The sequence below is a fragment of the Sporosarcina sp. QA0331 genome, assembly GCF_055808055.1.
On sequence record NZ_CM147850.1, the window covers coordinates 1,890,000 to 1,913,537 of the forward strand.

The window sequence follows — 23,538 nt, forward strand, 5'->3', positions numbered from 1 at the left end:
AAAATGTGACACTATTTAGTACACCAGTCGGTATGGGGCAGTAATTGAATTATTATTTCATTCAACAATCAAGCCCGTTTCAAGAACGACTACTTCTAATTCAATTCCATTTATGATAAATCTGTTGAGTTAATTCTAACATATAAGTAAGTATTTGAAATACTATACTCTTGAAAATTGATATATTTAAAAACACTTAAACTAATATCCCGCTTTTAGTCATTCTAATAATTGAGGAAAATTAAGATAACCTTTTATATGCCTGGAAATTTTAATTAAGCTCAAAAAAAACATCAACATAAAGCCGCATTCCAGTCTGCACACCGAATTCCTTCTTCAATGCGGGAGATGCCGCCAGGACGATGCCTCCTTTCCTTTCTTTATTGCCGATGATAGCAATCGGCGTATCCATGACATCGAGTCCTTCAATTGCAGCCGCACAACTGGCATAGAAGCTTCGCATATCCAGGCATACGATTTTCCGGTCTGGCAAATCTTCGTACATGCATATCCCTCCCGAAAAGAACATCTGTTCTATATAGTATACCCGGAACAAACGTTCATATTCAATGGTTCTTAATGCCAATTGGGAAAAATGGAAAGTGGACTGTGATGACATAGTCTTTTAGCCTTACATTTTACAGAGAAAAAACATCCACTAATATCCGCCCTATAATTTTTAGGTATAGAAAAAGCACCTCTATTGAGATGCTCTTTTGATATATAAGTCCAGCTCGGTCCAGCTAATGAGTTGTATCTTCGCATTCATATCGTGACTCGAAAGACAATCTATCAACAATTACACTAATTATCAAATCGTCCATTGTTGACTAAAGAATTAAGCAAAAAAATATTAGTTTATAATACGCATCCTCATTGTTGAGCCGATGGAGATTTCGTTGGCCTTCTTACCGATATTTCCCGTTGAGATGCCTTCCTTACTTCTTAACAGAAGTAATTCGATATTTATTGAATTGTTGTTTCCAATAATATAGAATGATATAAAATTGGAGCTTTAGGAGGAACCCTTTTGAAAATAATAAATTCAGTGTCACACGCAGAAACCATAACCCTAAAAGTGGAACAGTCGCTAGTCTGGGAATTGATAATGGGGATTGCTGGCTATACACATGAACAGATGAGGCACACGTTTGAAATGGATGAAGAATGGAAGACAGACGAAAACGCGATGCCTTCTTCACTGGTCAAGCTATTAAAAGAGATTGAAGAAACTAATCTTTGGTATGGCATGATTTTACTGCAAAATCAATTTTCCGCCGTTTCCATTCAAGATTTTTCGAATTTGCTAACCAATGCTTCTTCAACGGCGGATTTTTATGAATGGCTCCTCCCCTATCATGATCGACTGTCTGAGCCATTAAAAATAGAAGCTGCCTGTAATCCAGAACAAACGGAAGTATGGGAAAAATACGCCAGCCTCTTTGAGGGACATGACTATTTAGGGGGATATATTCGCCAGCTTCATCATCGATCCAAACATGAAATATGTGACTTGATTACTTGTGTATTAATAGAGTGGGAAAGTTGGATGTCGAAAAAGGATGATTGGGAGAAATGGCTACAGGCACTTGCCTTTGAACAGAAACAGTATCGTCAACTGGATATGAAGAATCCCGTATCTGAAATCGAACGTGTGACGGGCGGCGTTGAATACCTGCCAGAGCCATCCATTTGGTCGGTTAAACTCATCCCGCAGGTTTCCTATAGGCCTTGGGTGCTCACCATTCGTACTTCTGATGTCAAGCTCTTCTTTTATCCTGTCAAAGAAGAGTATCTGCTCGAACCGGGAGTTCCTTCAAATGAACTGATTCGTGGCCATAAGGCATTAGGGGACGAACTTCGCCTAAAACTGCTGTTTCAACTTCAGAAGAGACCTTTGTCCTTGCAAGAGTTAAGTGGCCAATTCAACATATCGAAAACAACGCTTCATCATCAACTGGCATTATTGAAAGCTGCCAAATTCATCAGTGTGGAAAGAGGGATCTATTCCATCAACTTCAGAAAGCTTGAAGATTTCTCCAGCCAATTGACGCGATACCTGGGAACAGAATTATGAAGAAGTATTCCAAGTCCTTCAGATCCTTATGGGTTGGTGAGATTGTCTCCGAATTCGGTGGTGCTGCCGGCGCTATTGTCAATGGGTTGCTATTATATGAACTGACAGGTTCACGGGAGTGGATGGGCATCCTGTGGCTCGTTTATTTTATTCCTTCATTGGTGCTGCAAGGTGTCAGTTCGCCTTTTCTTAATCATGTCATCAAAGAAAAAATGCTCAAAAATATCCAACTGATACGAGCGGGTGCCTATCTACTGCCATTAGTCGGTTTTTGGATTGGAACGGAGACAGGTCCCATCATCGGCTTGGTTATTCTGCAATGCATCTTAGGACTGCTTCAACCCATTTTTTCCAGCCTTTCGTTTTCTTTGCTACCGGAAGTCTGTACAGAAGATGAATTGGCCGATGCCAACGGATTGTTGGATGGAACCCTGCGGCTAATGAGCTTTCTTGCACCGGGTGTCACTTCGCTCTTGTTGTTGTTACTGCCCATGCACTGGATATACGGTATTTCGGCAATCCTGTTCTTCGTCAGTTTCCTAGCACTGTCCCGAATTCCACATTCCAGGACGAAAAAGGTGGCAACTTGGACCAAAAAGTTTTGGTGGTCTGAAATGAAAGAGGGATACAGGAATTTCTTTAGTTATCCTCAACTCCTGCGTTTAACATTCCTGTCTTCTACCGTCCAATTTGCGGTGGGGGCAACGCTAGTCTTGAGTATTCCCTTCATCCAGGGAGAATTGGGGGGCGAGAGATGGGAGTATGGCATCTTCAAGGGGGCATTTCCTATCGGTTATGTTATGGGGATGCTTCTTCTGACCAAGCTTCCGAAAAGCCCCCAAACGATGTACCTTGGTTTGATTGGTGGCGGCTTTTCCTTTGTGCTGTTGTACTTTGTCCACTCGGTCACTTTAGCGTGGTTATGTGAACTGATGGGGGGTATCCTGTTTCCCCTTTTCAACGCCCAAAGTGCAGCCATTTTCCAGCGGGAAGCTCCAAGGGATCGGCTGGCACAGTTAAGCACCGTTCGTTTTCTGTTCCTACGTGGCTCCATGCCATTAGGAATTCTGTTCGCTTCTTTGCCTTTCTTAACATTAAATATTCGGCATATTTATATCGGAATCGGTTCCATCATTATTTTGCCGGGGGTGTATTACTTAATCGCTTCCCTCCAAATCAAGAAAACGTTAATCTCGGATAAACGTTAGATATGAGAGAATAAATATCATCAGCCTAAACTTTTTGAAAACAAAAAGGGATAACGAATATTTTATGAGTAATATGTGTTATCCCTATTTTTGTTTAACAAACACGCCCGCTTAGAAATCATTACTTTCTAAATAGAGCAGTCCATAATGCGGAAACACCAAACAATTCATTTGTTTGCTCTATTTCTTTCATTTTTCGTATTTCTATTTCTTCAAAGTCTTTAAAGATGGTCCTTAATCGATCTTCAGTAAAGCCTAAGCCCCCCTGAAGACTTCGTAATCTGTAAACTTCCCAATCAGTAATGTCTGCTCCCCCTAATTCACCCCCTTGGACAAAACAAGTGATTGCAAAGTAACCACCCGGTTTTAATGCTTTTCGCACCAAATTTATGTAACTCATTCTGCGGTGAGGAGCGATATGATGAAAACATCCTGAGTCATAGACAACATCGTATGCTCCTTCTTCAATTTGAAGATCAAAAATATTTTTCTGGATAAAGTTTACCTTTAAATTCCTTTCTTTCGCTCGTTCAATTGCCCATTGAAGTGATTGTTCCGATAAATCGACTGCGTCAACAGCATATCCTTTTTCGGCAAAGTAAATTGCATTCCTACCTGGTCCACAACCGAGTTCAAGAGCTTTTCCTGAAGTTCCTATAAGCATGTTCTCGAAATAACCAACTAAATTTTCGTCGGGTTTATTGGCGAAAAAAGGTATGCCTTTTTCACGATTAGAATAGAAATCATCCCAAAAATTAGTTGGTTCACGTAATAAAGCATCTAACATTGCCAATAAATCTTCGTAGCAATTATTGTTTCTTTCATAACTATCCCCTCTTCCCAAGTTTAGGCCATATATTCATATATAATTGTACTTATAATTTGCGGAGAATTTATTTCATTTAGATTAATTACATATTAAAAACAAGAGGAATTGAGTGCAATACTCATTGGTATTTAATCTATTTGACATGTTTAGGATTACCTAATTTCGTCGTTGACTCATCTTACGTGCATAGGTATTATTCTCCCTCAGAATATGACTCAACGCTCGTGAAAGTCCTTAAAATCGATGCTTTCTGTTTGTTTTTCAATTTAATTGTTACGAATGTTACAAAGTTGTTACGAAGGCAGTGATTAATCATTGTTAAACTACTAATTATTAATTTGTTCACCACCTGGATTAGGAAAGTTCAAACTACTTTGTCTTTTTTAGGGTGCTTATTTCTCTGACCTGCTAGTTATTTATTACACCAATAAGAAGCGTCATGGCACTTTTGTCATCTTTTTAACTAGTATGCCAATGAGATATTATTTTTAAGAACTTAGAAAAAAAGGCCGAATTCCCCTTCTTTTAACGAGGAATACGGCTTATTTATCTCCACAATCAAGACTTCCCAATCTTTATATATCGTATTGCAGCATCTATACCTAAATTTTATCCAGGCTTCCGTTTGCTGAATACTTAAAGGAACAGGATAAAACTTCATTGTTTCTGTGTCGGTATGCAGAGGAGTAACATTCTCATCCTAATACTGTCTAAAAATCAACCTCTACGATTCAAGAACAAACATTTCACACACCCTTCTGTTGGATTACTCCATAGCTTTAACTAATTCAAATTGAACCTTAAATACACTGCTTATTCAACTAAACTGCCGCTATAGTTCAATAAGAACATTGGGTCGTATTAGTAGCTCAATATTCTTCAAGTAAAGCACCCGTTAGTAAAAAACTCACTTTAAAAAAGACTTATCAAAATACTCCATTACTAGAATTACTAGTCCCAAAATCGTAAACAACAATCCTACAACAAATGGGAAACCTAGGAATAAACTTTGAACAACTTCATTCCCATATTGCTTTCCCCCAAAAATCGCATACCATAACTTTGAACCAGACCAACTAGTCATGCTGGGAATATACGTCATTGCCACCAAAATTATAGTTAGTGTAGTAATTAATCCCCCTATCATTATAAAACCACCAATTACTGTCCTTTTCATTCTTTCGCCCCCAATCTCTATCTCCAAGCGATTTAGATTTCCCCTGTTCAACTAAACTGCCCCGTTAGTTGAATAAGCGATTTATTTCTTATGAACTTTTACATAAACACTTCCAAATATTTTATCTCCAATATAAGCATCTAACTTCCACATTCCACTTTTAGGGAGCATCATATTTGTTGGGAAATGTTGATCTGCACCATTATTAGGGCTAGGAAAAGAATTCCCTATTGTTGGTACAACTGTTATTTCCTCATCACTGTTTTCGTGAGTTCCTAAAACCTTAAAATCACCAATTAACTCATCTTCATTTCCCCAAAAGTGCCACATATACTTTTGTACTTTGTCTGGATAAAATCTAACTACTTCGCTATCATCGTAAATAAAACCCAAATGTCCTTCTTCCCCGATCATTGTGTAACTTCCTGATTTAAAAAGAGGACTTTCATTCCAATTGTGTTGAATAACTTCTTCTTTTATTGGCTCTTCGTCATTACAGCCCGCAATTACTAATGCTAAAAATACTGCGCAGATTAAAATTATCTTTTTGTTGAACATAAACATATCCCTCCATCTTTATATGTTTATTCCCGCTAAACTGCCAATATTATTTATTAAACTAAACTGCCTCGTTAGTTCAAGAAAAAAAGTGCCATTCCAGTATATTAGAAAAGCACCCCTTCCGCACAATAATTTACATATATTAACTTATTCAACACGATCGCAAAAAAACCTTCTTTAACTAACCGCCCGTTAGTTGTTATCACTTCTTTTCCGATAATCACTCAAGATTACCTCCCTCCTATAAAAATGATACAAACCATATGTTACTTTTAATAAAGCTCCTTTATTGTGAAACGTCCATATATTTTTGATTCAATTTTTTAAGTCTTTAATAGGAATACGGACAACCTGACATTGAATAGATTGATTCAGTATGTATGCATACAGGGGGGAGATACGAATGTATTGGGATGATGAGTTTCAAAACGGTACTCCTACTATATCACCTACTGAATTTGTGGAAAGTTCTTTAGAGGAAATACAGTTTTGGTCTAGGATCATGAAAGAGCATTCGTTGTTTCTTAGGTTAGGATTTAGGGCAGAAGATACACAGCTGATTGCTGAAGCAAATCATTTTTATCAACTATTTGAACGGATTGAACAACAATCTCATGCTTTTACGAATCAAACAGACCCGATGACCATCCGAAGGTTCAATTCGGAAGTTCAGATGGCTGCGACGAATATTTATGCTTTTAAACGGAAAGTGTTAGGTTTGATACTTACTTGCCAGTTGCCCGGCGGAAACAATTTCCCACTTTTGGTTGACCATATAAGCCGAGAAGCCAATTATTTCAGGAAACGCCTCATTGAATTGAATGAGGGCAAATTAAAACCGCTCGCCGATGCAATCATTAAAGAAAATGTGTTTTTTTTACGAATTATGGCCGATCATGCAAAGTTTATCGGTCATTTGCTCGATCCTTCGGAAAGAAAGCTTGTCGATATGGCAAGGAATTTCAGCAATGATTTTGATGAGTTACTATTCCAAGCAAGGGATTTAGACGGAATGAGACCATACTCCCAAACAGTTCCAATGTTGGATCAGTTCCTGGATCAAAATCGCGTGTCAGTCGTCTCTCTTCGCGATTTCAAGAAAACTGCCAGAGATTTAATCGAAGAGTGTAAAATCAAGAGTATTATCCACCCTTTATTAGCAGATCATGTTTTCCGTGAAGCGGATCATTTCCTAACGATTATTGACATGTTTGAAGTACATCTTAAAGGTGCAACTACTTAATTAATAAAGCTCTCTAGCATTTAGCGAAGAGACTTTTTTGTTGTTTCTACACAAGAACCTTCTTCATTTTTTGTTACGGATAAAACCTCTGTATCTAATGCTATTGGCAAAGCAAACGTTTCTGCATAGCGTTTCAAATAATTTGCAATTTCATCTTTTGAAGGAACCCCTGTTGTTTTCAGTCCAGTACAAGACCAGGCAATGAACTATACTTCCTAGGTGTAAACAATTGTAAGGAGTCATATCTATTTTTCCATACTGCCCCCAACTCTATCCCTTTATCTAAAATTATGAAGCGTTCATCGCTTTGTTTTAAATAATATCCCATCGCCAGTCCAGCTTGACCTGCGCCAATAACAATGTGCTGATGCAGCATGCTTTCTCCCCCATTAATTATATTTTCACAAACAAAGAAGCCAAAGGAATGACAACTATGCTGAGTTGATCTCTTTGGCTTCCATAATAATTTATTGCTTTTTTGAATTCTTTAGTTTAATAAATATCATAATTCGGAAAATAATTACAAATTCCAATAACGCCAAAAATGGAATCGTCACAAATCCAACAAGGCACACCACTCACGCATGGCTTGATACCTCCAAAGCCGGGTATTTTCTGCTCTAAATAGTGCATGAACGAAATGGATCCACCAATTATTGATAACGGAAGCACGAACTTTTTAACAAAAATGTCATTCTGGAAAGTCCCAATCCCCAATATCAAAGTAAGGGGGTACATAAGAATACGCTGATACCAACATAATTCACATGGAATATATCCTTAGATTTCACTGAAATACAGGCTTCCGAACATAGCAACTAATGAGACACCCCATGCAATATATAATTGAAATCCTTGCTGCTTGGATTGACTTCCTGTATTCCCCGTCAGTTTTCATCCTTTATTTCTTGTTCTATTATCGCCTTAATGGCTTCATAATCGAAGGAATCTCCAACACTTTCCCGTTTATGACAATGGTCGGAATCATTGAAACACCAGCTTCTCGCACTAATTGTTCATCGATTTTAATAAAACTAATTCCCTGCTTTAAGTATTTCTTAGACTCGAGGAAAATTAAGATAACCTTTTAAAAACATAGAAACTGTTAATTAAGCTTAAAAAATCTATCAACATAAAAACGCATTCCGGTCTGTACGCCAAATTCCTTCTTCAATGCGGGAGAAGCCGCTAGGACAATTCCTCCTTTCCATTCTTTATTGCCGATGATGGCGATCGGCGTATCATGACATCGAGCCCTTCCATTACAGCTGCACAACTTTCGTAAAAACTCCGCATATCAATGCATACGATTTTCCTGTCTGGAAAATTTTCATACATAGCGCACCTCTCCAAGAACGTCTATTCTGTATTATATAGTGAACCCAGAACTAACGTTCTTATTCAATGGTCCTTATTGCTAATTGGGAAAAATGGGAAGCGATCTGCCAACGCATAGTCTATTAGACTTATGTTCTAACAAATGAAAAGGCATTCATCTCATACAGGAGAACTGGGCAATTTTTTTGAATCCTTTTTATTAAACTCTGTTAAAGTTTTATGTTGATTTACGATGAAATGGGACTTCAGATTACTTGGAAGTCCCATTTCGTGGTATTGTCTTATTCAATTAAAGCATTATATTTATCTCCATATCTCTCATCTCATGGATTTTTTGCAAGGTGTTAAGATGCAATGTCTTATCTTCGGCCGACTCAGCGAATTTATACCACTCCACAAGCCTGTATCCGAACATGACAAGGATTAGTTCGTAGATATAATGATTGGAGATATGAGACACATCCGCATATTCCGAAAAACCTCTGTAATACGCCGGGATGCATTTTTGGTAGTATTCAGTCATATGACTGACGTCCGCTTCATCCGTTATTAAACTCGCGATATCTTCGCCCATGTACCCCCATCCGGCAGTATCCCAATCGATAAGTATTACTTTATTGTCCGAATAGAATATGTTTGCCACCCAAAAATCTCTATGGCAAAGCACTATTGGTAGCTTTTCGATCCGACTGAATACTTCTTCTGCATTGTTATCTATGTCTATGAGCATGTTACACAAGTGCTTCGGAATTTCGCAGTCATCGGAGCGTATGTAATCATACAAAACATCCCATGACCGATATCGCTGATAGTAGTTTTTCATAAACTCAATCTTGCTTAAATTGGGCAAATTTTGCAATGCGTTTGGTCGTTCAGTGTACAACTTGCCTTGAAATCGCCCCAATTCCTCGGCTATACGTTCATACATTTCCGAGGTCAGATGTAAGCCTGACACACCATCAATATATTCCATCCACAGTTGAATCTCATCGCCATTTATTTCAGCGTGATAACACTCTGGCCAACGGAACGAATCGAAGAAAACCGTCTTGAAATCAGATGCATAGAGATCGTATTCTCTACGCCATGAATCCGGATCACCATAACGCTCAAATTTTTTCTGTGTTTTCCAAACCAGCTTATACGGCAGATATTTACCATCAGAAGTTTCAGCCATGCCTGTTACAAGCCGAACAACTCCTACTGTCCCGCCTTGCAACTCTTCAAGTTGATAATTTGCGCGGATTATCGTATTGTCGAGCATTTTACTCAAAACAAGCGTCAGTATTTCAGGCTTTACAATCATTTCATCATGGTTGTTCATTTCTTGCATCCTCCCTTTTTCCCCTTGTCCGGCTTCGATATAGCCATATTGTTTCAAATCAATGATTGAACCAATCCTTTCCTAAAAATTATAGTTGTTTTTGGGCATAAAAATACCGCGAACAAGCAGCCTCTGAAGAAGCTGCTGTTTCGCGGAGAAAAGCCAAAAATCGGCTTATAATCAAAAAAGAATACGACCTTCATCGCATCCCGCTAACAGCAGTATTCACGAAAGGTTACTGTTTACGGCACAGCAAAAAAACACGGGTGATCTACCCGATTGCTCTCATTCCAAGCTATAATCAAAGATTGGAATATACTATGCCTGAAATTCGGTTAAGTTGAAACCACCAATACCATATAAGCAGTCATTAAAAACATCCCCTTTCGAAGGAAAAAGTTGAAAAATAATTTCACTTCTATAGTGTGCCATAACCATTTGTAAGAAATCAATAGAAAATTTTGATTATAGGTAAATTCTTTTGGCCACTTAGCTCAAGAAGCCCAACAATCTTCGAGTAAAACATCTGTAGTTTAATAAGCATGTATGACAAAATAATCTTTGGTAAGGCTAAACCTGAGGTGATAAATGTGATGCGTAAGATATTATTTACGTCAATACCAATACTTTTCCTATTTAATCTATTGATAGTAAGCGCGCAAAGCACATCAAATATTGAATTTCTTGATCTTCGAGAAAGTAAGATAATAACAATTCCAATAAACCCAAAAATATATGTAGAGACTAAAAAAGTTATTGAAGAAATTGATACTATTGTTAAAAAGTTCAACCCTATTCCAGACAAAGGTTATATAGTTAAAATCCCTTTAACGCCATCTCTTCGATTAGAGAATAAATGGGTGAATACTACGATTGATGAAGTTATCATTATTATTCCCGAAGATGAAAATCCTTATTTACTCATATTTGATGATGAAAATAAGCCTCATTTTTTTTACCGTTAAAACAGAAATTGATACGTTACTAAAACTTTTAAAAAAGACCACATAAGGTCTTTTTATTTTGTACTTCTCAACTAACATCCCCTTTACTTGAACAAGAAAAAAGAGCCGTCAAGCAGCTCAACAATTTTCAAGTAAAGCATCTGTTAGCCATCCATGTAGTGCAAAATCAGCACTTTCACCACAGAGGATGAAAATGTGTGCAGAACGGGTATTGGATATTACAGCTGGAAGAGGAAGGTCGATCAACTATGGTGCCATAGAACCCATCCGTTAGTCTGACTCCAGCGACCACGGTGCATGACAGAATTACGCTTACTTATGGGAGGCATTCATGGGAGGTTAATCCTACTCTGTTTTTTGCATCAGCCTCTAATTCTATTTGTCCTGGAATGGATAATTACAATGGAAATAATCATTGAACGCGCATGTAGGATGGACGTTCACAAAGATTCCATTACCGATGAAGACCCAAAAAGCCTAACCCCTCCGTGTCTTGAGCGAGGAATTAGGCTTATGATCTTCAACAATCTCGTGCCCTTTTGAGGAACATGTGAGATGCTAAACGCTGTAGACAGATCAAAAAGTAAGTTTGTTTTCTGTTCCTGAAAGCAGCCTTTGTATATTTTCTCTATGTCTAAAAATAACCATAAGAGCCATTAGGCATACAAAAATATTAACATATAAGGTATGTCCAAAAACAGGAATAAATGAAATAGCAGCAATAAGCATAGTAGCTAATATGGTGCCTAAAGAAACATACTTGGTTAAAATAATTATTATTACAAAAAAACCAAGGCATAAAAGGCCCATAACCCAGTCAATCATAAACAGTACAGCCACTGCTGTTAGTGCTCCTTTTCCCCCTTTGAACCTAAAATATACCGGCCAGTTATGCCCTATAACCGCTCCTGCGCCTGCCACTAAAAGGCTTACGGAATCCACCGCCCCTCCAGAATAAAAGTAAACGCCAAGAAGCAAGCCGATAAAACAGGCAATTATCCCTTTTAATATATCTCCTAAAAGAACAAATACCGCAGCAGATTTCCCAAGTGTCCTTAGAGTATTGGTAAGCCCGGCACTTTTGCTTCCGTGGCTTCTTATGTCCATGCCGTATATTTTTCCTACAATCACTGCTGTATTAAGACTACCTAGAAGGTAACCAAAAACTAAGGCAACAAAAATCTTAAAAATATCCATCTTTACTCTCCTCCCACTAGTACTTTTACGACAAATCGTTATATGACAACTGCGCGCGTTAACGGAAGTATTGACTATATATCTTAAGAAACTGGATCAAATCCGCTGCGTTCCCAGTGATCCACATTCTTCAATAGTATCAATATCTTTATCAGTCGTTAGTTGAACCTTCCTTTTAATTCAATAAAAGAATTCTAAAAAGCATCAACGTTACCATGTTCTTCCTATCTTACTTACCTTTTTTTATTTTCAACATCGAGTTAGCATTTAGCTGAAATTCATATGGTACTTTCACTTCTTCAACTGAACAGCCGATAGTAGCCAGATAATCAATAATTTTATCTAAATGCTCGTATCTGTTTCCCTCTAAATCAACTAAAGGAAAAATACGAATTTCCTCTTTTGAAACCCTCAATAACTCATTAAGTGTTTCGATGTGAAATTGATAATCTAATCTATCTGCATACATAAATAAAAAATGTGCCGATAGAGTTACATCAAATTCCGCATTCTTAAATGGCAACGAAGGTAAGGCAACGGGAATGTATCTTTCGTTAAATTCTCTCATATCGTTGGTACAATCGTGCAAAGCATTTAATCGATTATCCCTAAGCTCTACTATGCTATCAAAATAACTCCATTTATAATTTTTTTCGGCTTTTTGCATTTGCTCCATCGCGTGTTTAATATCTTGTAGTCCTTTATTTTTCAAATCTTCACTCGAATGATAATACGCAATGTCGCAAGCTGTTATATCTAAATCTAATTTGTTGCCAACAGCAGTAAATGAACAAGCCCCCGCTGGACAATCAAGTATTTTCTTTCCATGTAGTTCTTCCTCTGAAAGTAAGAACATGTCCAAATACTCTTCATATGTCCTTCCGATAAAAATAATTCGCTCTAAATCTAACTTAGTGCTTGGTTGTTCAACTTTCCCCACCTAAACTCACCCCTTCAAAAGATCATATTCAAATTATACTATATATTTGGTTATATTAACCTTTTTTACTTTTATTATTAGCTAAAGATGTAATATTGAATTGGTGTCACTGTTTTTGTAATTGCATCAAAATTCAACTGCTTCAGGACCAACTAAATATGATCAAAGAGGATTTCGTTAATTGTCAAAAAGTATTATTGGCAATCGGTGATGCAACACGACAATCAATCTTGTTGATACTACTGGGGAAGGATTGTCAAACAGGATTGCGTGTGGGTGAAATCACGGAACAAACTCATCTTTCACGCCCTGCCGTGTCCCATCATCTGAAGATTTTACGAGAAGCCGGTGTAATTTTAATGCGCAAACAAGGGACAAAAAACTACTACTACATTAACGTACGTACAGAATTAGGTATATTAAGAAAGCTTGTGCTGAATATTGATAAGTACATGCAGGACTTTTATTGAAATGCTGGAATGATGAAGCCAAGTGGAGAGCAATTACGTATGATTGCGAACTTTATTGAGGCCGGTAAAATCAAACCGATAATTGATAAAGTGTTTCCTTTTGAAGATGCTCAAAAAGCGATGGATTATGTAGAGTCTGGTAGGGCGAAAGGGAAAGTAATAGTAAAAATCAAATAGCTGTCAAACGGAGTGAAAAAGATACCCAACAGCTATAATAAAACACCCCAGAAGTTAAACGTAACTCCTGGGGTATACTTGGTTCTTCATTTTATTCTGCTGTTAGCTCACTGACTTCCTTCGGCAGCTTGAAGTCTTCAATATCATTGAAATAGCTGTATGTGGCGTTCAGCTTTTGGCGGGATCGATAGGAGTTCCCATCTTTGTAATTCCTCATATCGGAAGACCATTTGAAACTCGTCACGTAAGAAGTTTTTTTATTGAAAGTAATGACCAATTCAATTTTGTCAACGATGTTGAAGCCATCCTCAGATGGTCCGATATCTGGGAAAAGTTCTTTAATCCGCTTGTAATCGTTGCGGTCCAAAGACAATTTCAATGCATATCCATACTCAATCGGTTCGAGTACAAACTCGTCCTCGAATTCTTTGAATTTGGACAGGTCAAGCATTGGATGCGATTCGGCAGTCAGCGTCCCGAACAATTCTTCGATTGATCCGGATGGCAGCTCTTCCCAGTCGTTTTCCTTTTCAGGCTTTGCAAACGTCCGGTCGCCCACTTGGTATAAATCTTGCTTCCAGCTTCTCACGCCTCGCGGGGAAATAATTGATTTCTGGCGTACTTTCATCGGATCAAGGAAAGCATCAATCGTCATATCGAATTTTGCGCCAGCTTTTTCAGGATTTTCGATATCTCCGTCATAGACGGTCACCGCATAATCATCATATACAATATGAGAACGGACAGCTTTTAATGATGTGTCCATCGCTTGTTGGGATTTGTCCAATAAATCTCCGGCTGTCATTTTCTTTTGAGCTCCTCCTGAATTGGTGCAAGCAGCCAAAAGAAAAACGAGCGAACCAATCGCAAGGGCACTAACTATTTTTTTCACATGTAAACTTCCTCTCTACAAAACCTAAGTTCATTTTACCGGAATAAGCACACTTCATCAATCCATTGGACGGATATTCCGCTAGAGAAGTTGCATTTATCGCAAACACCGAAAGAGTTCTCGTTCTTGTCCATGAATTTCTCATTTATCCCGATAGAGTTCCCGTTTATAATCGTCATTCCATTCGTTCATCTTTAAAAATCCAAATGTCTGTCGTAAATTCCTCGATCGTACGGAAATCGGGTGAAAAACCGATTCCGGGAGAAGTCGGAACAGTGATATATCCATCTTCCACCATCACTTCAGGCTCAATTATATCCTTTTCCCAATAATGGGATGACCCTGCGGTGTCACCTGGAAGAATGAAGTTCGGAAGTGACGTCAACGCGATATTATGGGCGCGACCAATTCCTGCTTCCAGCATACCGCCACACCAGACGGGAACACCTTTCCCCATGCAGTAATTATGGATTCGCTTCGCTTCAGATAAGCCACCTACTCTTCCTATTTTTACATTGATGACTTTTGTGCTTCCGAGCTCGACCGCTTTCCGTGCATCTTCGAATGAATGGATGCTTTCATCAAGGCAGATCGGCGTCTTCAATTGTTTTTGCAATATGGCGTGATCGACGATGTCATCATGTGCGAGCGGCTGCTCGATCATCAGCAAGCCGAAGTCGTCCAGTTGCTTCAATAAATCGATATGATCTAATGTATAGGCCGAATTAGCATCCGCCATAAGCGGCACATCCGGAAAAGCAGCCCTTAATCCTCGGAGGATGTCAACATCAGCTCCCGGCTTGATTTTCACTTTAATCCGCTTATAGCCTTCCTCCAATTTCCTCTGCACTTTATCGATCAAACCCGCTAGATCATTTTGAATTCCGATGCTGATGCCGACTTCAATTCGCTCACGTTGACCGCCCAACGCTTCAGCCAATGAAATCCCTTTCCGTTTTGCATACAGATCCCAAACGGCGCCCTCAATGGAGGCCTTCGCCATATTATTCCCGCGAATCGGTGCAAAGAGACTGCCGACGTCATCGGGATGACTAATGTCCTTACCAAGCAGCAGGGGGATAAGAAAATCGCGAAGCATATGCAAGCTCGTTTCCACAGTCTCCTCGGTATACCACGGGGCATCAAATGCGACCGATTCTCCCCAGCCAGTGTTCCCTATTTCATCCCGAGCTTCCAACAGCAAAAAATGCTTATCTTGCATCGTCCCAAAACTTGTTGAAAAAGGCTCTTTCATCCTCATTTTCATTTTACGGATCGTCACTTCTGTAATTCGCAAAATTGATTCACCTCCCTGATAAATACGTAAAAAACACCCTGCCGTTGCGACAGGATGCATGTACTAGTTACTTTACTGTTTCAACATCCACTGTCATCCGCCAGCCGAACGGGTCTTCCGTTCTTCCCGTCTGGATGCCTGTCATCGTGTCATAGACCCTTTGTGCCAATTCACCAATTTCTCCGTTATTGATAGTGATTTTCTTTTCATTCCAATACAGCTCCCCGATCGGAGAGATAACCGCTGCCGTTCCCGTGCCGAACGCTTCCTCTAAGATTCCCGACTGATGAGCTTCGTAAAGCTCCTCCATGGAAATCTTCCGTTCGGTAATAGGGATGTCCCAATGCTGCAGTAATTCAATGACGGATTTCCGTGTAATCCCCTCTAAAATGCTTCCATTGAGTTCGGGCGTGACAACTTCTCCGTTCAATTTGAAGAAGACGTTCATAGCACCGACTTCCTCGATGTATCGGTGTTCTTTCCCATCAAGCCAAAGCACTTGTGAGTAGCCTTTCACTTCCGCCACTTCCTGCGCTTTCATAGCACCTGCATAGTTGCCTGCCGTTTTCGCACTGCCTGTCCCCCCCGTTACAGCACGGACGAATTCAGATTCGACCGCAATTTTCACAGGGTTGATGCCTTCTTTGTAATAAGCGCCAACCGGTGAAAGAATGATCATGAAGCGGTACGTTTTGGACGGGGCAACACCTAGATACGGCTGTGTCGCGAAAATGAAAGGCCGGATGTAAAGGGATGTCCCCTCGATATTTGGAATCCAATCTTTATCGACTTGGATCAGTTTCCGAAGGCCAGAAAGAGCGAGTTCTTCGTCGAACGCGGGGATGCATAGTCTTTCATTCGAACGATTCAATCTTTTCATATTCTCTTCGGGTCTGAAAAGAAGAACTTCCTCATCATCCGTTACATATGCCTTCAACCCTTCGAACACTGTTTGGCCGTAGTGGAATACCATTGCCGCAGGATCAAGCATGATTGGTTCATATGGAACAACTTTCGGATCATGCCATCCTAGCTCTTCCGTATAATCCATCGTAAACATATGATCCGTAAAAACTGTGCCGAACGAAAGCTGATCGAAAGCCGGCTTCGGTTTCGGTTGTAAGGTCTTTTCAACATTGACTACATTCGTCATCGTAAATCCCCCTTTTGTTATGTATTTTTTCATTATACACGAAACTGTGAAGACAGATATGTTAAAATGATTGAAATGGAGTGATGACATTGACTGGAACTGAAAAAATGCCCGGAGAAGAACGCCGGAAATTAATCTTGGAAACATTGCAGAAATCCGAAAACCCATTGACGGGCAAAGAGCTTGGAGAACTGACAAGTGTCAGCCGCCAAGTCATCGTTGGAGATATTACTTTATTAAAAGCGAAAAAGGAACCGATCCTTGCGACGAGTCAAGGATACATCTATGTGCATGCATCAGTAGGACCGGAGAAAATCGAGAAAGTGCTCGTCTGCCATCATACACCTGAGCAAACGGAGGAAGAGTTAAACATCCTCGTCGACCACGGACTGACTGTGAAAGATGTGAAAATCGAGCACCCAGTATACGGAGACTTGAGCGCCTCCATCATGGTCGCGAATCGTTTGGAAGTGAAGGAATTCATGAGGCGGATACATGAGGCGAATGCGGTATACCTTTCCAATCTAGCCGAGGGAGGGATCCATCTCCATACGGTTGTAGCCGATGAACAATATCAAATTGACAATGCTGAAATCGCATTAAAAAAAGCGGGTATCCTTGTCGAATGATGAATTTTAATTCGGAAGAAAAGTTCATATGACTCAAAACCTTTATACAGCAAGGTTTATCGTACCTACATCATCTTTCACAAGATGATGTTTTTTTGTCGTTAATTCTATGGCTTTCTAAAGTATCCTCATCCTTATCTCAACCGACCCAATTCGGTACTATTAGAGAATTTCAAATCATATTCTTAAAAAAGAAACAATATGAAGGAGTGTAAAGTTAGTTGGGAAAAATTAAGGTCGGATTACGCCCCATTGTAAACAACATAAATTTACCTACTGTATTGAAAACAGCGGTACTTCCAGGTGACTCAGTTGAAAGATTATTTATTGCAACCCAGATAGGAGAAATCTTTTACATAGGAAACGGAGAGGTAAGAACTTTTTTAGATATTCGCCCGCGAATCATAAAACTAGGTATTTCTAATGGTGGATATGATGAACGAGGATTGCTAGGTCTAGCGTTTCATCCTGGTTTTTATTTTAACGGTCTGTTTTACCTTCATTATTCAGTAGCTGGAACACAAGGTCCGGGCGCTCTTCCTCCTTCAGAAGCTGCAAAACCAGCTCAAAATGCTCTTCCAGAATTTTTTAAGCCTAATCCGTGTGATCCCAGCACCTTAAACTTAAAGTGGCTAAATAGAGAAACGCAATATGATCATATCGATACAGTTGAAGAATGGGTTTTACAATCGGGCGGTCAATCTCAAAAACGACGGACATTGCTCAATTTAAGAAGACCATTTTTTAATCATAACGGTGTTAATAGCTTGAATTTTTCACCTGAAACAGGAAGACTTGTTTTAACAACCGGTGATGGCGGATCAGGTTATGATCCATTTAATCTAAGTCAGAACGATATGGAGATAGCCGGTAAAATAATCGAAATTGATGTAGATAGGAATACATTTATTGAAAATCCGCCCGTCGTTACACGTTTTAATGAACTCCCCGCAACTATTCAGGAAACACTTACGGTCATTGCCAAAGGGGTTCGAAATATACCTGGCATTTCATTTCAGCGGTTTTATAATCAGTTTGTCAAGTATGTAGGAAATGTCGGACAGGATTTGGTAGAGTCGATTTTTTCGTTCGTTCAATATAAACCGATACCGGTTACTCAGCTCATTCAAGCTTCTTTACTGAAGTCTCAACTTGACCAAGATGGATTCATTAACTTAGGCTGGCGTGGCTGGGAAGGTACTTTTCCTACTTCGATAATAAGGAGCTGCTCTGCAAATCCCACACTAGATGAGAAAACAATGGCCTATTACGATGAAGCAGTAAAAACCTCATCGAAGCGTCTTCAGCCGTTAACAAGTTATTTTCATCAAGATCCCCGACCAGACAAGTTTGGAGGAACTGCACTTACAGGAGTGCAAGCCTATATGGGGAATGGAATCCCGGATTTAACGGGAAGCGTTCTGTTTACCGATATTGCCCGGGATGAGGGATCTCAATCTCCAGGTAGAGGGGTTTTAGCTTATACTAGGGTAAGAACAGATGGTAAACTAAATGATTTTAATATTATTCAAACCGATTACAATTTCGGGTCTCAATCAGCTTATTATGTTAGTTTAGGAACGAATCTGGATCAAACCAGACTTTATTTAGGAGTTTATGGCTCAATGAATGTGACAGATTTTAACAAAGGTACTATTTTTGAAATTACTCCATAATTACGCAACTACAATAATCGATGAACATAATAAATGAAATGGGACCGACAGTATCTATAATTAACATACTGTCGGTCCTTGTATCTAGAAAGTAGGCATTCCATAATGACGGATATAGTATCGTGTGCATGATATAGACGGGGTTGTTCCGTAAGTTGATGAAAACTGACAAACTGGAACAGCCCCTTTTTCAAATGAATTTACTATTTTACTAAAGCACCCTTCAGTTTAATAAGTACTCTCTAAGAATTCTCCTAAGTAAACTGTATTAATATCGTTTTCTATTATTTCTCTATCTCCACGTTTAACATAGTATGCCTTGGCTTTTGGTCTTGAACTTACTGAAGTATATAGTGTTTCATCTATAAAGTGAAGAGCAGCACCGTCATCGACAGCATAACCCTCTTTTATTTTTCCTTCTAATATTAATTGATGATATGACGGCTTTCTTTTATTCTCACCATCATAATGAGGGCAATTACTGCCCTTCAAGTAGCCTAAACAATCTAACTTATATAATGATGCGTTTAATGGGTCAGTTAATCCTTCTTCAAACCAACAAATTGAACCTGCACTTAGTCCAGAAAGTATTATCCCTTTATTATACGCTTTCTTCAATATGGTATCTAAACCCAATTCTTTCCACAAAACAAGCATGTTTCTGGTATTGCCGCCTCCAACAAAGATTATATCTTGCTCAAGAACATACTTTTCCAAATCCGAAAATTCCGGCTCAAATAAAGATAAGTGAGAAGGTTGGCATGGTAGAGTCTTAAACGCATTATAAAATCTCTCAATATAATTTGTTTGATCTCCACTAGCGGTTGGAATAAAACACACTTTCGGTAAATCTTTTTTAGCTTGGCCTAAAATGTATTTATCAAGTATAAGGTTTTCTGGTTCCATAGAAAAACCTCCGCCACCCATTGCAATAATCTGTCTCATTTCTTCCTTCCTCTCCATTTTCTACTTCATAAATTCTACAAAGGGTGGTTATTATCCTTCTCGTTAAATCAACTCGTATTTTCACAGCGGACATTTAGTTTGAAAACAGCATTTCACAATTCAGACGACTCGGAACCTATGCATTCCCATTAGCTTCAAACTATATAGACCTCCAAGGGGACTTTTTCTCTTCAATAGGGTGCGTTTACTTTTTCAAAAGTACAGTATTCCATAAAGCAGTTATGGCAGCTTATTTGCCGTTTCCAACAATCCCGGTTTCCAATTTCAGCTGTTCCAAAAAAGCGATCATGAAATCATGGCGCTCCTCCGCAAGACGCTTCCCTTCTGCAGTCACCATCAAATCTTTCAATAAAAGTAGTTTTTCATAAAAATGCGTGACAGAAGCTGTTTGTCTGGAACGGTATTCATCTTCGGACATTTTAGTTCTCGCAATTTCATCCGCGTCATATAATTTCCTACCTTTCGCCCCGCCGAAAGCGAAAGTTCTGGCGATGCCGATTGCACCGATTGCGTCAAGACGATCCGCATCCCTTACAATTGCCCCTTCAATCGATACGACTTCCTCTTCATTGCCACCATTGAAAGAAACACTCTTGATCGTATCCAAAACCTTCATTGCCAACTCGTCGTCTACTTCGGCTGAACGAAGCAGCTCTGAAGCAGACACGTTGCCGACCTCTTTATATTTCGGATCATCGATGTCATGCAGCAGGACTGCAAGCTTAATGACTGTCATATCCGCGTCAGGCATCGTCTGCGCAATCTCTTCCGCATTTTTCATAACCCGTAAAATGTGATCATAGTCATGGCTCGCATCAAACTGTCTATAAATATCGGTCACTCGCTCCGTTATATTACATATTATCGTTTCCATAGCATCCACCCTTTTCATATTTTTAGAATCAATTCGCAGAAAATTTAGGCATGTTATTGACGTAAATTGTCGATTCATGTATAGTTAATGCATCCATGTTAATAATGGGGAAGACATTGAAATGCCGAGGGAGGAATAAACATGTACCAAGGTAAAGTAAAATGGTTCAGCAACGAAAAAGGATATGGCTTCATTGAAACCGATAACGGCGAAGATGTGTTTGTCCACTATACTGGCATTATGTCAGAAGGATTCAAGACATTGGATGAAGGCCAAACCGTATCCTTCGAAATCGTAGAAGGTAACCGCGGACCCCAAGCGGCAAATGTCTTGACTATAACATGAATAATGAATGATTAAACATGCAATATCCCGCCTAGAAAATCCGGCGGGATATTATTTTGTCAATTTATTCATTTCATTTCCTAAAAATTGAAGCTGCTCCCCAATTGTACAAGTTCGAATGCAAAATTGATGTGCACCGGTTTTCCCAATGTCCTTCACTTGTTGCCTTTTGACAAAACATCCTTCACAATACGTATCAAGCACTTCATTAATTTCATTCATGACTGATAATTTATCCATAGCAACCTCCCAGTCAGGTCATTCATTCATTTTAATATTCTTTTTTGCCGGTTGCAACAATGATAAGGAGAGATGGAATATGATCGAGTTATACGTGGATGGCGCAAGTGCCGGAAATCCTGGCAAAAGCGGCATCGGAATTTTCATTAAAGGTGAAGGGAATATCGTCAAATTCTCCGAACCAATTGAGCCGACGAACAACCATACAGCTGAATTCATAGCCCTTCTCCGCGGAATGGAGGAAGCTGCAAAACTGACGACCGGAATTGTTTCGGCTCGTTCCGATTCAAAAGTAGTCGTCTCGGCTGTGGAGAATGAATTCGTAAAAAACGAAGTACATAAGGATTATCTGAACAAAATCTTATCCATTGCAAAAACGTTTGATTTCTTCTTCATTAAATGGATACCGGACAGTGAAAATCGCGCTGCGGACGCACTTGCCCGAGAAGCGATTCATAAACAAGATGAAGACAAGTAAAAAGGAGAGGAAGCATTTGCACGATAGCAAACGCTCCCTACTTTACTTCGCTTTCATAAATGTTACAGTGTCCAACTCATCGTCATACAGCACCCATTCTTTATCGAACACGACAGCACCGACATTGACAAGCGTCTGGCCGTCTTTCACATCGTATGGATGATCGAATTCGACGGCCACTTCCCCGCTCCCGTTACGTCGTAAGCCTGAATGGTGACTATGACCGTAGAACGTCACGTTTTTCGACACATCCGCTTCTAATAACGACCACGGTTCCCCACCCCACTGCCATTGATGGCCATGGATCACTTCAGCTGCACCAAGTTCAATTTTTTCGGGCATAGCCGAAAGAATTCCGTATAATGAATCATCCGTTTCCGTAATGAGCAAAATACGTTCTTCTTGGTTCCCTTTTACTGATGGGAAGTTCAACAACTCAACAAAATCATCAGGTATAAGCATGACTTCTTCAAGCTTGCTATACGTGCGACCGTTCACATAACGCTTGCTGATTATACATTCGAACAGATCCCCGGTTCCGATTAGTACAGCCTCGGGCGCCTGTTCTTTAATATGGGAGAGGACGTCCTCCAAATCTCCTTTGGAGGAATGAATATCCCCTATAATCGCATATTTCATATTTACACCTCTACCTTCGGGTCACCCTTTTTCCACTTCGATGGTTTCCCTTGAAATCCAGTCGCTATAACTTCCGACGTATAGTTTGACGTTCTCAAATCCGTTTTGTTTCAGCATCGCAAATAACGGAGCAGCCGTTACACCACTGCCGCAATAGACGACGACTTCGTCATCATGCTTCACAACTTGTGTGAGTTGCTTTTCAACTTCGTCATGTAAATTGAAGGAGCCATCTTTTTTCAACTGTTCCCAGTCGAAATTACGAGCCCCCGGAATATGTCCTGCGATTCTGTCGATCGGCTCAACTTCCCCGCGATACCGTTCAGCCGAACGCGCATCGAGCAACACATTTCCAGTTTTCCCTTCTACCGTCTTTTCGACGAATTCACGAGGTGCAAAAATCGTTTCATCCCAGACAGGCTCCACATTGGATTGTTCTGTGACTTCCTCCTCGTTGGAAGTTGGGATGCCGTTTGCCACTAGCTCCTCATAGCCTTCCAATGAGATGAAGGAATTTTTAAAACCTCCATACTGCAGTATCCACCAAGCTCTTGCCGCAAAAGGGCTGCCTCCGTCGTCATAGATGAGTATCCGATCATGGAGCTTGAGACCGCTTTTCCGGAATAATGCCGTTAACGTTTCTTTATCAGGCAATGGATGCCGTCCTGTTTTCTTCGACATATCAGAAAGATCATCCTCGAGATCCCAGTACAGCGCTCCATTAATATGCCCTTTTTCGTAATTTTTTCTCCCTGCTTTAACGTCCTGCAACGAAAAACGGGCATCTATCCATTTTATAGTTTGACCATCCACGTCTTTGACCGATTTGAATACTTCACTCAT

General features: G+C 39.6%; 22 protein-coding genes and 6 pseudogenes. 10 read left to right on the forward strand and 18 right to left on the reverse strand.

Going from position 1 to position 23,538, the window contains the following annotated elements; genetic code table 11:
- Nucleotides 1–298: 298 nt before the first annotated feature.
- Nucleotides 299–505: pseudogene (locus AC0L13_RS09250) on the reverse strand (Y-family DNA polymerase); the annotation flags it as partial.
- Between the two features lie 525 nt (nucleotides 506–1,030).
- Between AC0L13_RS09250 and AC0L13_RS09255 the strand changes: the two are divergent.
- Nucleotides 1,031–2,077 carry an ArsR/SmtB family transcription factor gene (locus AC0L13_RS09255; RefSeq protein ID WP_473646223.1) on the forward strand — a complete coding sequence of 349 codons (1,047 nt, stop codon included), beginning with the start codon at nucleotides 1,031–1,033 and terminating at the stop codon, nucleotides 2,075–2,077.
- On the forward strand, nucleotides 2,074–3,285 hold the full coding sequence (locus AC0L13_RS09260) for an MFS transporter (protein ID WP_473646226.1): 1,212 nt from the start codon (nucleotides 2,074–2,076) through the stop codon (nucleotides 3,283–3,285). The genes AC0L13_RS09255 and AC0L13_RS09260 overlap by 4 nt, the downstream gene beginning before the upstream one ends.
- A 121-nt stretch (nucleotides 3,286–3,406) precedes the next feature.
- Here AC0L13_RS09260 and AC0L13_RS09265 read toward each other — a convergent pair.
- The 3 genes and pseudogenes from AC0L13_RS09265 to AC0L13_RS09275 form a co-directional block, all read right to left on the reverse strand.
- Nucleotides 3,407–4,110 (reverse strand): annotated as a pseudogene (locus tag AC0L13_RS09265) (class I SAM-dependent methyltransferase).
- Between the two features lie 911 nt (nucleotides 4,111–5,021).
- Entirely contained in the window at nucleotides 5,022–5,291 is a 270-nt protein-coding gene (locus AC0L13_RS09270; RefSeq protein WP_473646228.1) for a hypothetical protein, read from the reverse strand.
- Between the two features lie 81 nt (nucleotides 5,292–5,372).
- Entirely contained in the window at nucleotides 5,373–5,849 is a 477-nt protein-coding gene (locus AC0L13_RS09275; RefSeq protein ID WP_473646231.1) for a hypothetical protein, read from the reverse strand.
- 406 nt (nucleotides 5,850–6,255) lie between these two features.
- Here AC0L13_RS09275 and AC0L13_RS09280 point away from each other — a divergent pair, with 406 nt between their 5' ends.
- The gene (locus tag AC0L13_RS09280) at nucleotides 6,256–7,095 is read left to right on the forward strand and encodes a DUF2935 domain-containing protein (protein ID WP_473646234.1); all 840 of its coding nucleotides are present in this window, start codon (nucleotides 6,256–6,258) and stop codon (nucleotides 7,093–7,095) included.
- Between the two features lie 59 nt (nucleotides 7,096–7,154).
- Here AC0L13_RS09280 and AC0L13_RS09285 read toward each other — a convergent pair.
- The 4 genes and pseudogenes from AC0L13_RS09285 to AC0L13_RS09300 all read right to left on the reverse strand — a co-directional run.
- A pseudogene (locus AC0L13_RS09285) lies at nucleotides 7,155–7,471 on the reverse strand (NAD(P)-binding domain-containing protein); the annotation flags it as partial.
- A gap of 91 nt (nucleotides 7,472–7,562) precedes the next feature.
- Nucleotides 7,563–7,908 (reverse strand): annotated as a pseudogene (locus AC0L13_RS09290) (disulfide bond formation protein B).
- 319 nt (nucleotides 7,909–8,227) lie between these two features.
- Nucleotides 8,228–8,433, reverse strand: a pseudogene (locus tag AC0L13_RS09295) (Y-family DNA polymerase); the annotation flags it as partial.
- Between the two features lie 289 nt (nucleotides 8,434–8,722).
- A complete protein-coding gene (locus tag AC0L13_RS09300) occupies nucleotides 8,723–9,757 on the reverse strand; it encodes an aminoglycoside phosphotransferase family protein (protein WP_473646933.1) in 1,035 nt (344 codons plus the stop codon).
- Between the two features lie 593 nt (nucleotides 9,758–10,350).
- Here AC0L13_RS09300 and AC0L13_RS09305 point away from each other — a divergent pair.
- Nucleotides 10,351–10,722: a hypothetical protein gene (locus tag AC0L13_RS09305; RefSeq protein WP_473646236.1), complete on the forward strand. Its 372-nt coding sequence runs from the start codon at nucleotides 10,351–10,353 to the stop codon at nucleotides 10,720–10,722.
- Nucleotides 10,723–11,298: 576 nt separating this feature from the next.
- Here the strand turns inward: AC0L13_RS09305 and plsY are convergent.
- The gene (plsY, locus tag AC0L13_RS09310) at nucleotides 11,299–11,919 is read right to left on the reverse strand and encodes a glycerol-3-phosphate 1-O-acyltransferase PlsY (protein WP_473646238.1); all 621 of its coding nucleotides are present in this window, start codon (nucleotides 11,917–11,919) and stop codon (nucleotides 11,299–11,301) included.
- A 229-nt stretch (nucleotides 11,920–12,148) separates the two neighbouring features.
- Nucleotides 12,149–12,859 carry an SAM-dependent methyltransferase gene (locus tag AC0L13_RS09315; protein WP_473646240.1) on the reverse strand — a complete coding sequence of 237 codons (711 nt, stop codon included), beginning with the start codon at nucleotides 12,857–12,859 and terminating at the stop codon, nucleotides 12,149–12,151.
- 158 nt (nucleotides 12,860–13,017) lie between these two features.
- Here AC0L13_RS09315 and AC0L13_RS09320 point away from each other — a divergent pair, with 158 nt between their 5' ends.
- Together AC0L13_RS09320 and AC0L13_RS09325 are read left to right on the forward strand one after the other, a co-directional pair.
- Nucleotides 13,018–13,329, forward strand: a complete 312-nt coding sequence (locus AC0L13_RS09320) for an ArsR/SmtB family transcription factor (RefSeq protein ID WP_473646243.1) — start codon at nucleotides 13,018–13,020, stop codon at nucleotides 13,327–13,329.
- 12 nt (nucleotides 13,330–13,341) lie between these two features.
- Nucleotides 13,342–13,506 (forward strand): annotated as a pseudogene (locus AC0L13_RS09325) (zinc-binding dehydrogenase); the annotation flags it as partial.
- A 91-nt stretch (nucleotides 13,507–13,597) separates the two neighbouring features.
- On the opposite strand, the gene AC0L13_RS09330 reads toward AC0L13_RS09325, so the two are convergent.
- From AC0L13_RS09330 to AC0L13_RS09340, 3 genes are all read right to left on the reverse strand, one after another.
- Nucleotides 13,598–14,398, reverse strand: a complete 801-nt coding sequence (locus AC0L13_RS09330; protein ID WP_473646245.1) for a DUF6612 family protein — start codon at nucleotides 14,396–14,398, stop codon at nucleotides 13,598–13,600.
- A 175-nt stretch (nucleotides 14,399–14,573) separates the two neighbouring features.
- On the reverse strand, nucleotides 14,574–15,695 hold the full coding sequence (gene menC / locus AC0L13_RS09335; RefSeq protein ID WP_473646247.1) for an o-succinylbenzoate synthase: 1,122 nt from the start codon (nucleotides 15,693–15,695) through the stop codon (nucleotides 14,574–14,576).
- A 67-nt stretch (nucleotides 15,696–15,762) separates the two neighbouring features.
- Nucleotides 15,763–16,848, reverse strand: coding sequence for a branched-chain amino acid aminotransferase (locus AC0L13_RS09340; protein ID WP_473646250.1), 1,086 nt, complete (start codon nucleotides 16,846–16,848; stop codon nucleotides 15,763–15,765).
- Nucleotides 16,849–16,937: 89 nt separating this feature from the next.
- Between AC0L13_RS09340 and AC0L13_RS09345 the strand changes: the two genes are divergently transcribed.
- Entirely contained in the window at nucleotides 16,938–17,477 is a 540-nt protein-coding gene (locus AC0L13_RS09345; protein ID WP_473646252.1) for a 3H domain-containing protein, read from the forward strand.
- A 221-nt stretch (nucleotides 17,478–17,698) separates the two neighbouring features.
- Nucleotides 17,699–19,153: a PQQ-dependent sugar dehydrogenase gene (locus AC0L13_RS09350; RefSeq protein WP_473646255.1), complete on the forward strand. Its 1,455-nt coding sequence runs from the start codon at nucleotides 17,699–17,701 to the stop codon at nucleotides 19,151–19,153.
- Nucleotides 19,154–19,381: 228 nt separating this feature from the next.
- Here AC0L13_RS09350 and AC0L13_RS09355 read toward each other — a convergent pair whose 3' ends face one another.
- Nucleotides 19,382–20,098, reverse strand: a complete 717-nt coding sequence (locus AC0L13_RS09355) for a Type 1 glutamine amidotransferase-like domain-containing protein (RefSeq protein ID WP_473646258.1) — start codon at nucleotides 20,096–20,098, stop codon at nucleotides 19,382–19,384.
- A gap of 250 nt (nucleotides 20,099–20,348) precedes the next feature.
- Nucleotides 20,349–20,993: an HD domain-containing protein gene (locus AC0L13_RS09360; protein ID WP_473646260.1), complete on the reverse strand. Its 645-nt coding sequence runs from the start codon at nucleotides 20,991–20,993 to the stop codon at nucleotides 20,349–20,351.
- A 141-nt stretch (nucleotides 20,994–21,134) separates the two neighbouring features.
- Between AC0L13_RS09360 and AC0L13_RS09365 the strand changes: the two genes are divergently transcribed.
- Nucleotides 21,135–21,338 carry a cold-shock protein gene (locus AC0L13_RS09365; RefSeq protein ID WP_473646262.1) on the forward strand — a complete coding sequence of 68 codons (204 nt, stop codon included), beginning with the start codon at nucleotides 21,135–21,137 and terminating at the stop codon, nucleotides 21,336–21,338.
- Nucleotides 21,339–21,389: 51 nt separating this feature from the next.
- Here AC0L13_RS09365 and AC0L13_RS09370 read toward each other — a convergent pair whose 3' ends face one another.
- Entirely contained in the window at nucleotides 21,390–21,578 is a 189-nt protein-coding gene (locus tag AC0L13_RS09370) for a zinc-finger domain-containing protein (protein ID WP_473646264.1), read from the reverse strand.
- 79 nt (nucleotides 21,579–21,657) lie between these two features.
- On the opposite strand from AC0L13_RS09370, the gene AC0L13_RS09375 reads away from it, so the two are divergent.
- Nucleotides 21,658–22,056: a ribonuclease HI family protein gene (locus AC0L13_RS09375; RefSeq protein ID WP_473646266.1), complete on the forward strand. Its 399-nt coding sequence runs from the start codon at nucleotides 21,658–21,660 to the stop codon at nucleotides 22,054–22,056.
- 42 nt (nucleotides 22,057–22,098) lie between these two features.
- Here the strand turns inward: AC0L13_RS09375 and AC0L13_RS09380 are convergent, their stop codons facing one another.
- Both AC0L13_RS09380 and AC0L13_RS09385 read right to left on the reverse strand, forming a co-directional pair.
- Complete coding sequence (locus AC0L13_RS09380) at nucleotides 22,099–22,695, reverse strand: metallophosphoesterase family protein (RefSeq protein ID WP_473646269.1); 597 nt, start codon at nucleotides 22,693–22,695, stop codon at nucleotides 22,099–22,101.
- Nucleotides 22,696–22,716: 21 nt separating this feature from the next.
- Nucleotides 22,717–23,538 (reverse strand): sulfurtransferase, encoded by an 822-nt coding sequence (locus AC0L13_RS09385; protein ID WP_473646272.1) that lies wholly within the window; start codon nucleotides 23,536–23,538, stop codon nucleotides 22,717–22,719.

Excerpts from the sequence above, each read along its gene's own strand:
- AC0L13_RS09380 (WP_473646269.1), bottom strand. The coding sequence starts at position 22,695 with ATGAAATATGCGATTATAGGGGATATTCATTCCTCCAAAGGAGATTTG.
- AC0L13_RS09365 (WP_473646262.1), top strand. The coding sequence starts at position 21,135 with ATGTACCAAGGTAAAGTAAAATGGTTCAGCAACGAAAAAGGATATGGC.
- plsY (WP_473646238.1), bottom strand. The coding sequence starts at position 11,919 with ATGGATATTTTTAAGATTTTTGTTGCCTTAGTTTTTGGTTACCTTCTA.
- AC0L13_RS09275 (WP_473646231.1), bottom strand. The coding sequence starts at position 5,849 with ATGTTCAACAAAAAGATAATTTTAATCTGCGCAGTATTTTTAGCATTA.
- AC0L13_RS09260 (WP_473646226.1), top strand. The coding sequence starts at position 2,074 with ATGAAGAAGTATTCCAAGTCCTTCAGATCCTTATGGGTTGGTGAGATT.
- AC0L13_RS09370 (WP_473646264.1), bottom strand. The coding sequence starts at position 21,578 with ATGGATAAATTATCAGTCATGAATGAAATTAATGAAGTGCTTGATACG.
- AC0L13_RS09340 (WP_473646250.1), bottom strand. The coding sequence starts at position 16,848 with ATGACGAATGTAGTCAATGTTGAAAAGACCTTACAACCGAAACCGAAG.
- AC0L13_RS09270 (WP_473646228.1), bottom strand. The coding sequence starts at position 5,291 with ATGAAAAGGACAGTAATTGGTGGTTTTATAATGATAGGGGGATTAATT.
- AC0L13_RS09300 (WP_473646933.1), bottom strand. The coding sequence starts at position 9,757 with ATGAACAACCATGATGAAATGATTGTAAAGCCTGAAATACTGACGCTT.
- AC0L13_RS09320 (WP_473646243.1), top strand. The coding sequence starts at position 13,018 with ATGATCAAAGAGGATTTCGTTAATTGTCAAAAAGTATTATTGGCAATC.
- AC0L13_RS09280 (WP_473646234.1), top strand. The coding sequence starts at position 6,256 with ATGTATTGGGATGATGAGTTTCAAAACGGTACTCCTACTATATCACCT.
- AC0L13_RS09360 (WP_473646260.1), bottom strand. The coding sequence starts at position 20,993 with ATGGAAACGATAATATGTAATATAACGGAGCGAGTGACCGATATTTAT.
- AC0L13_RS09375 (WP_473646266.1), top strand. The coding sequence starts at position 21,658 with ATGATCGAGTTATACGTGGATGGCGCAAGTGCCGGAAATCCTGGCAAA.
- AC0L13_RS09305 (WP_473646236.1), top strand. The coding sequence starts at position 10,351 with ATGCGTAAGATATTATTTACGTCAATACCAATACTTTTCCTATTTAAT.
- AC0L13_RS09355 (WP_473646258.1), bottom strand. The coding sequence starts at position 20,098 with ATGAGACAGATTATTGCAATGGGTGGCGGAGGTTTTTCTATGGAACCA.
- AC0L13_RS09385 (WP_473646272.1), bottom strand. The coding sequence starts at position 23,538 with ATGAGTGAAGTATTCAAATCGGTCAAAGACGTGGATGGTCAAACTATA.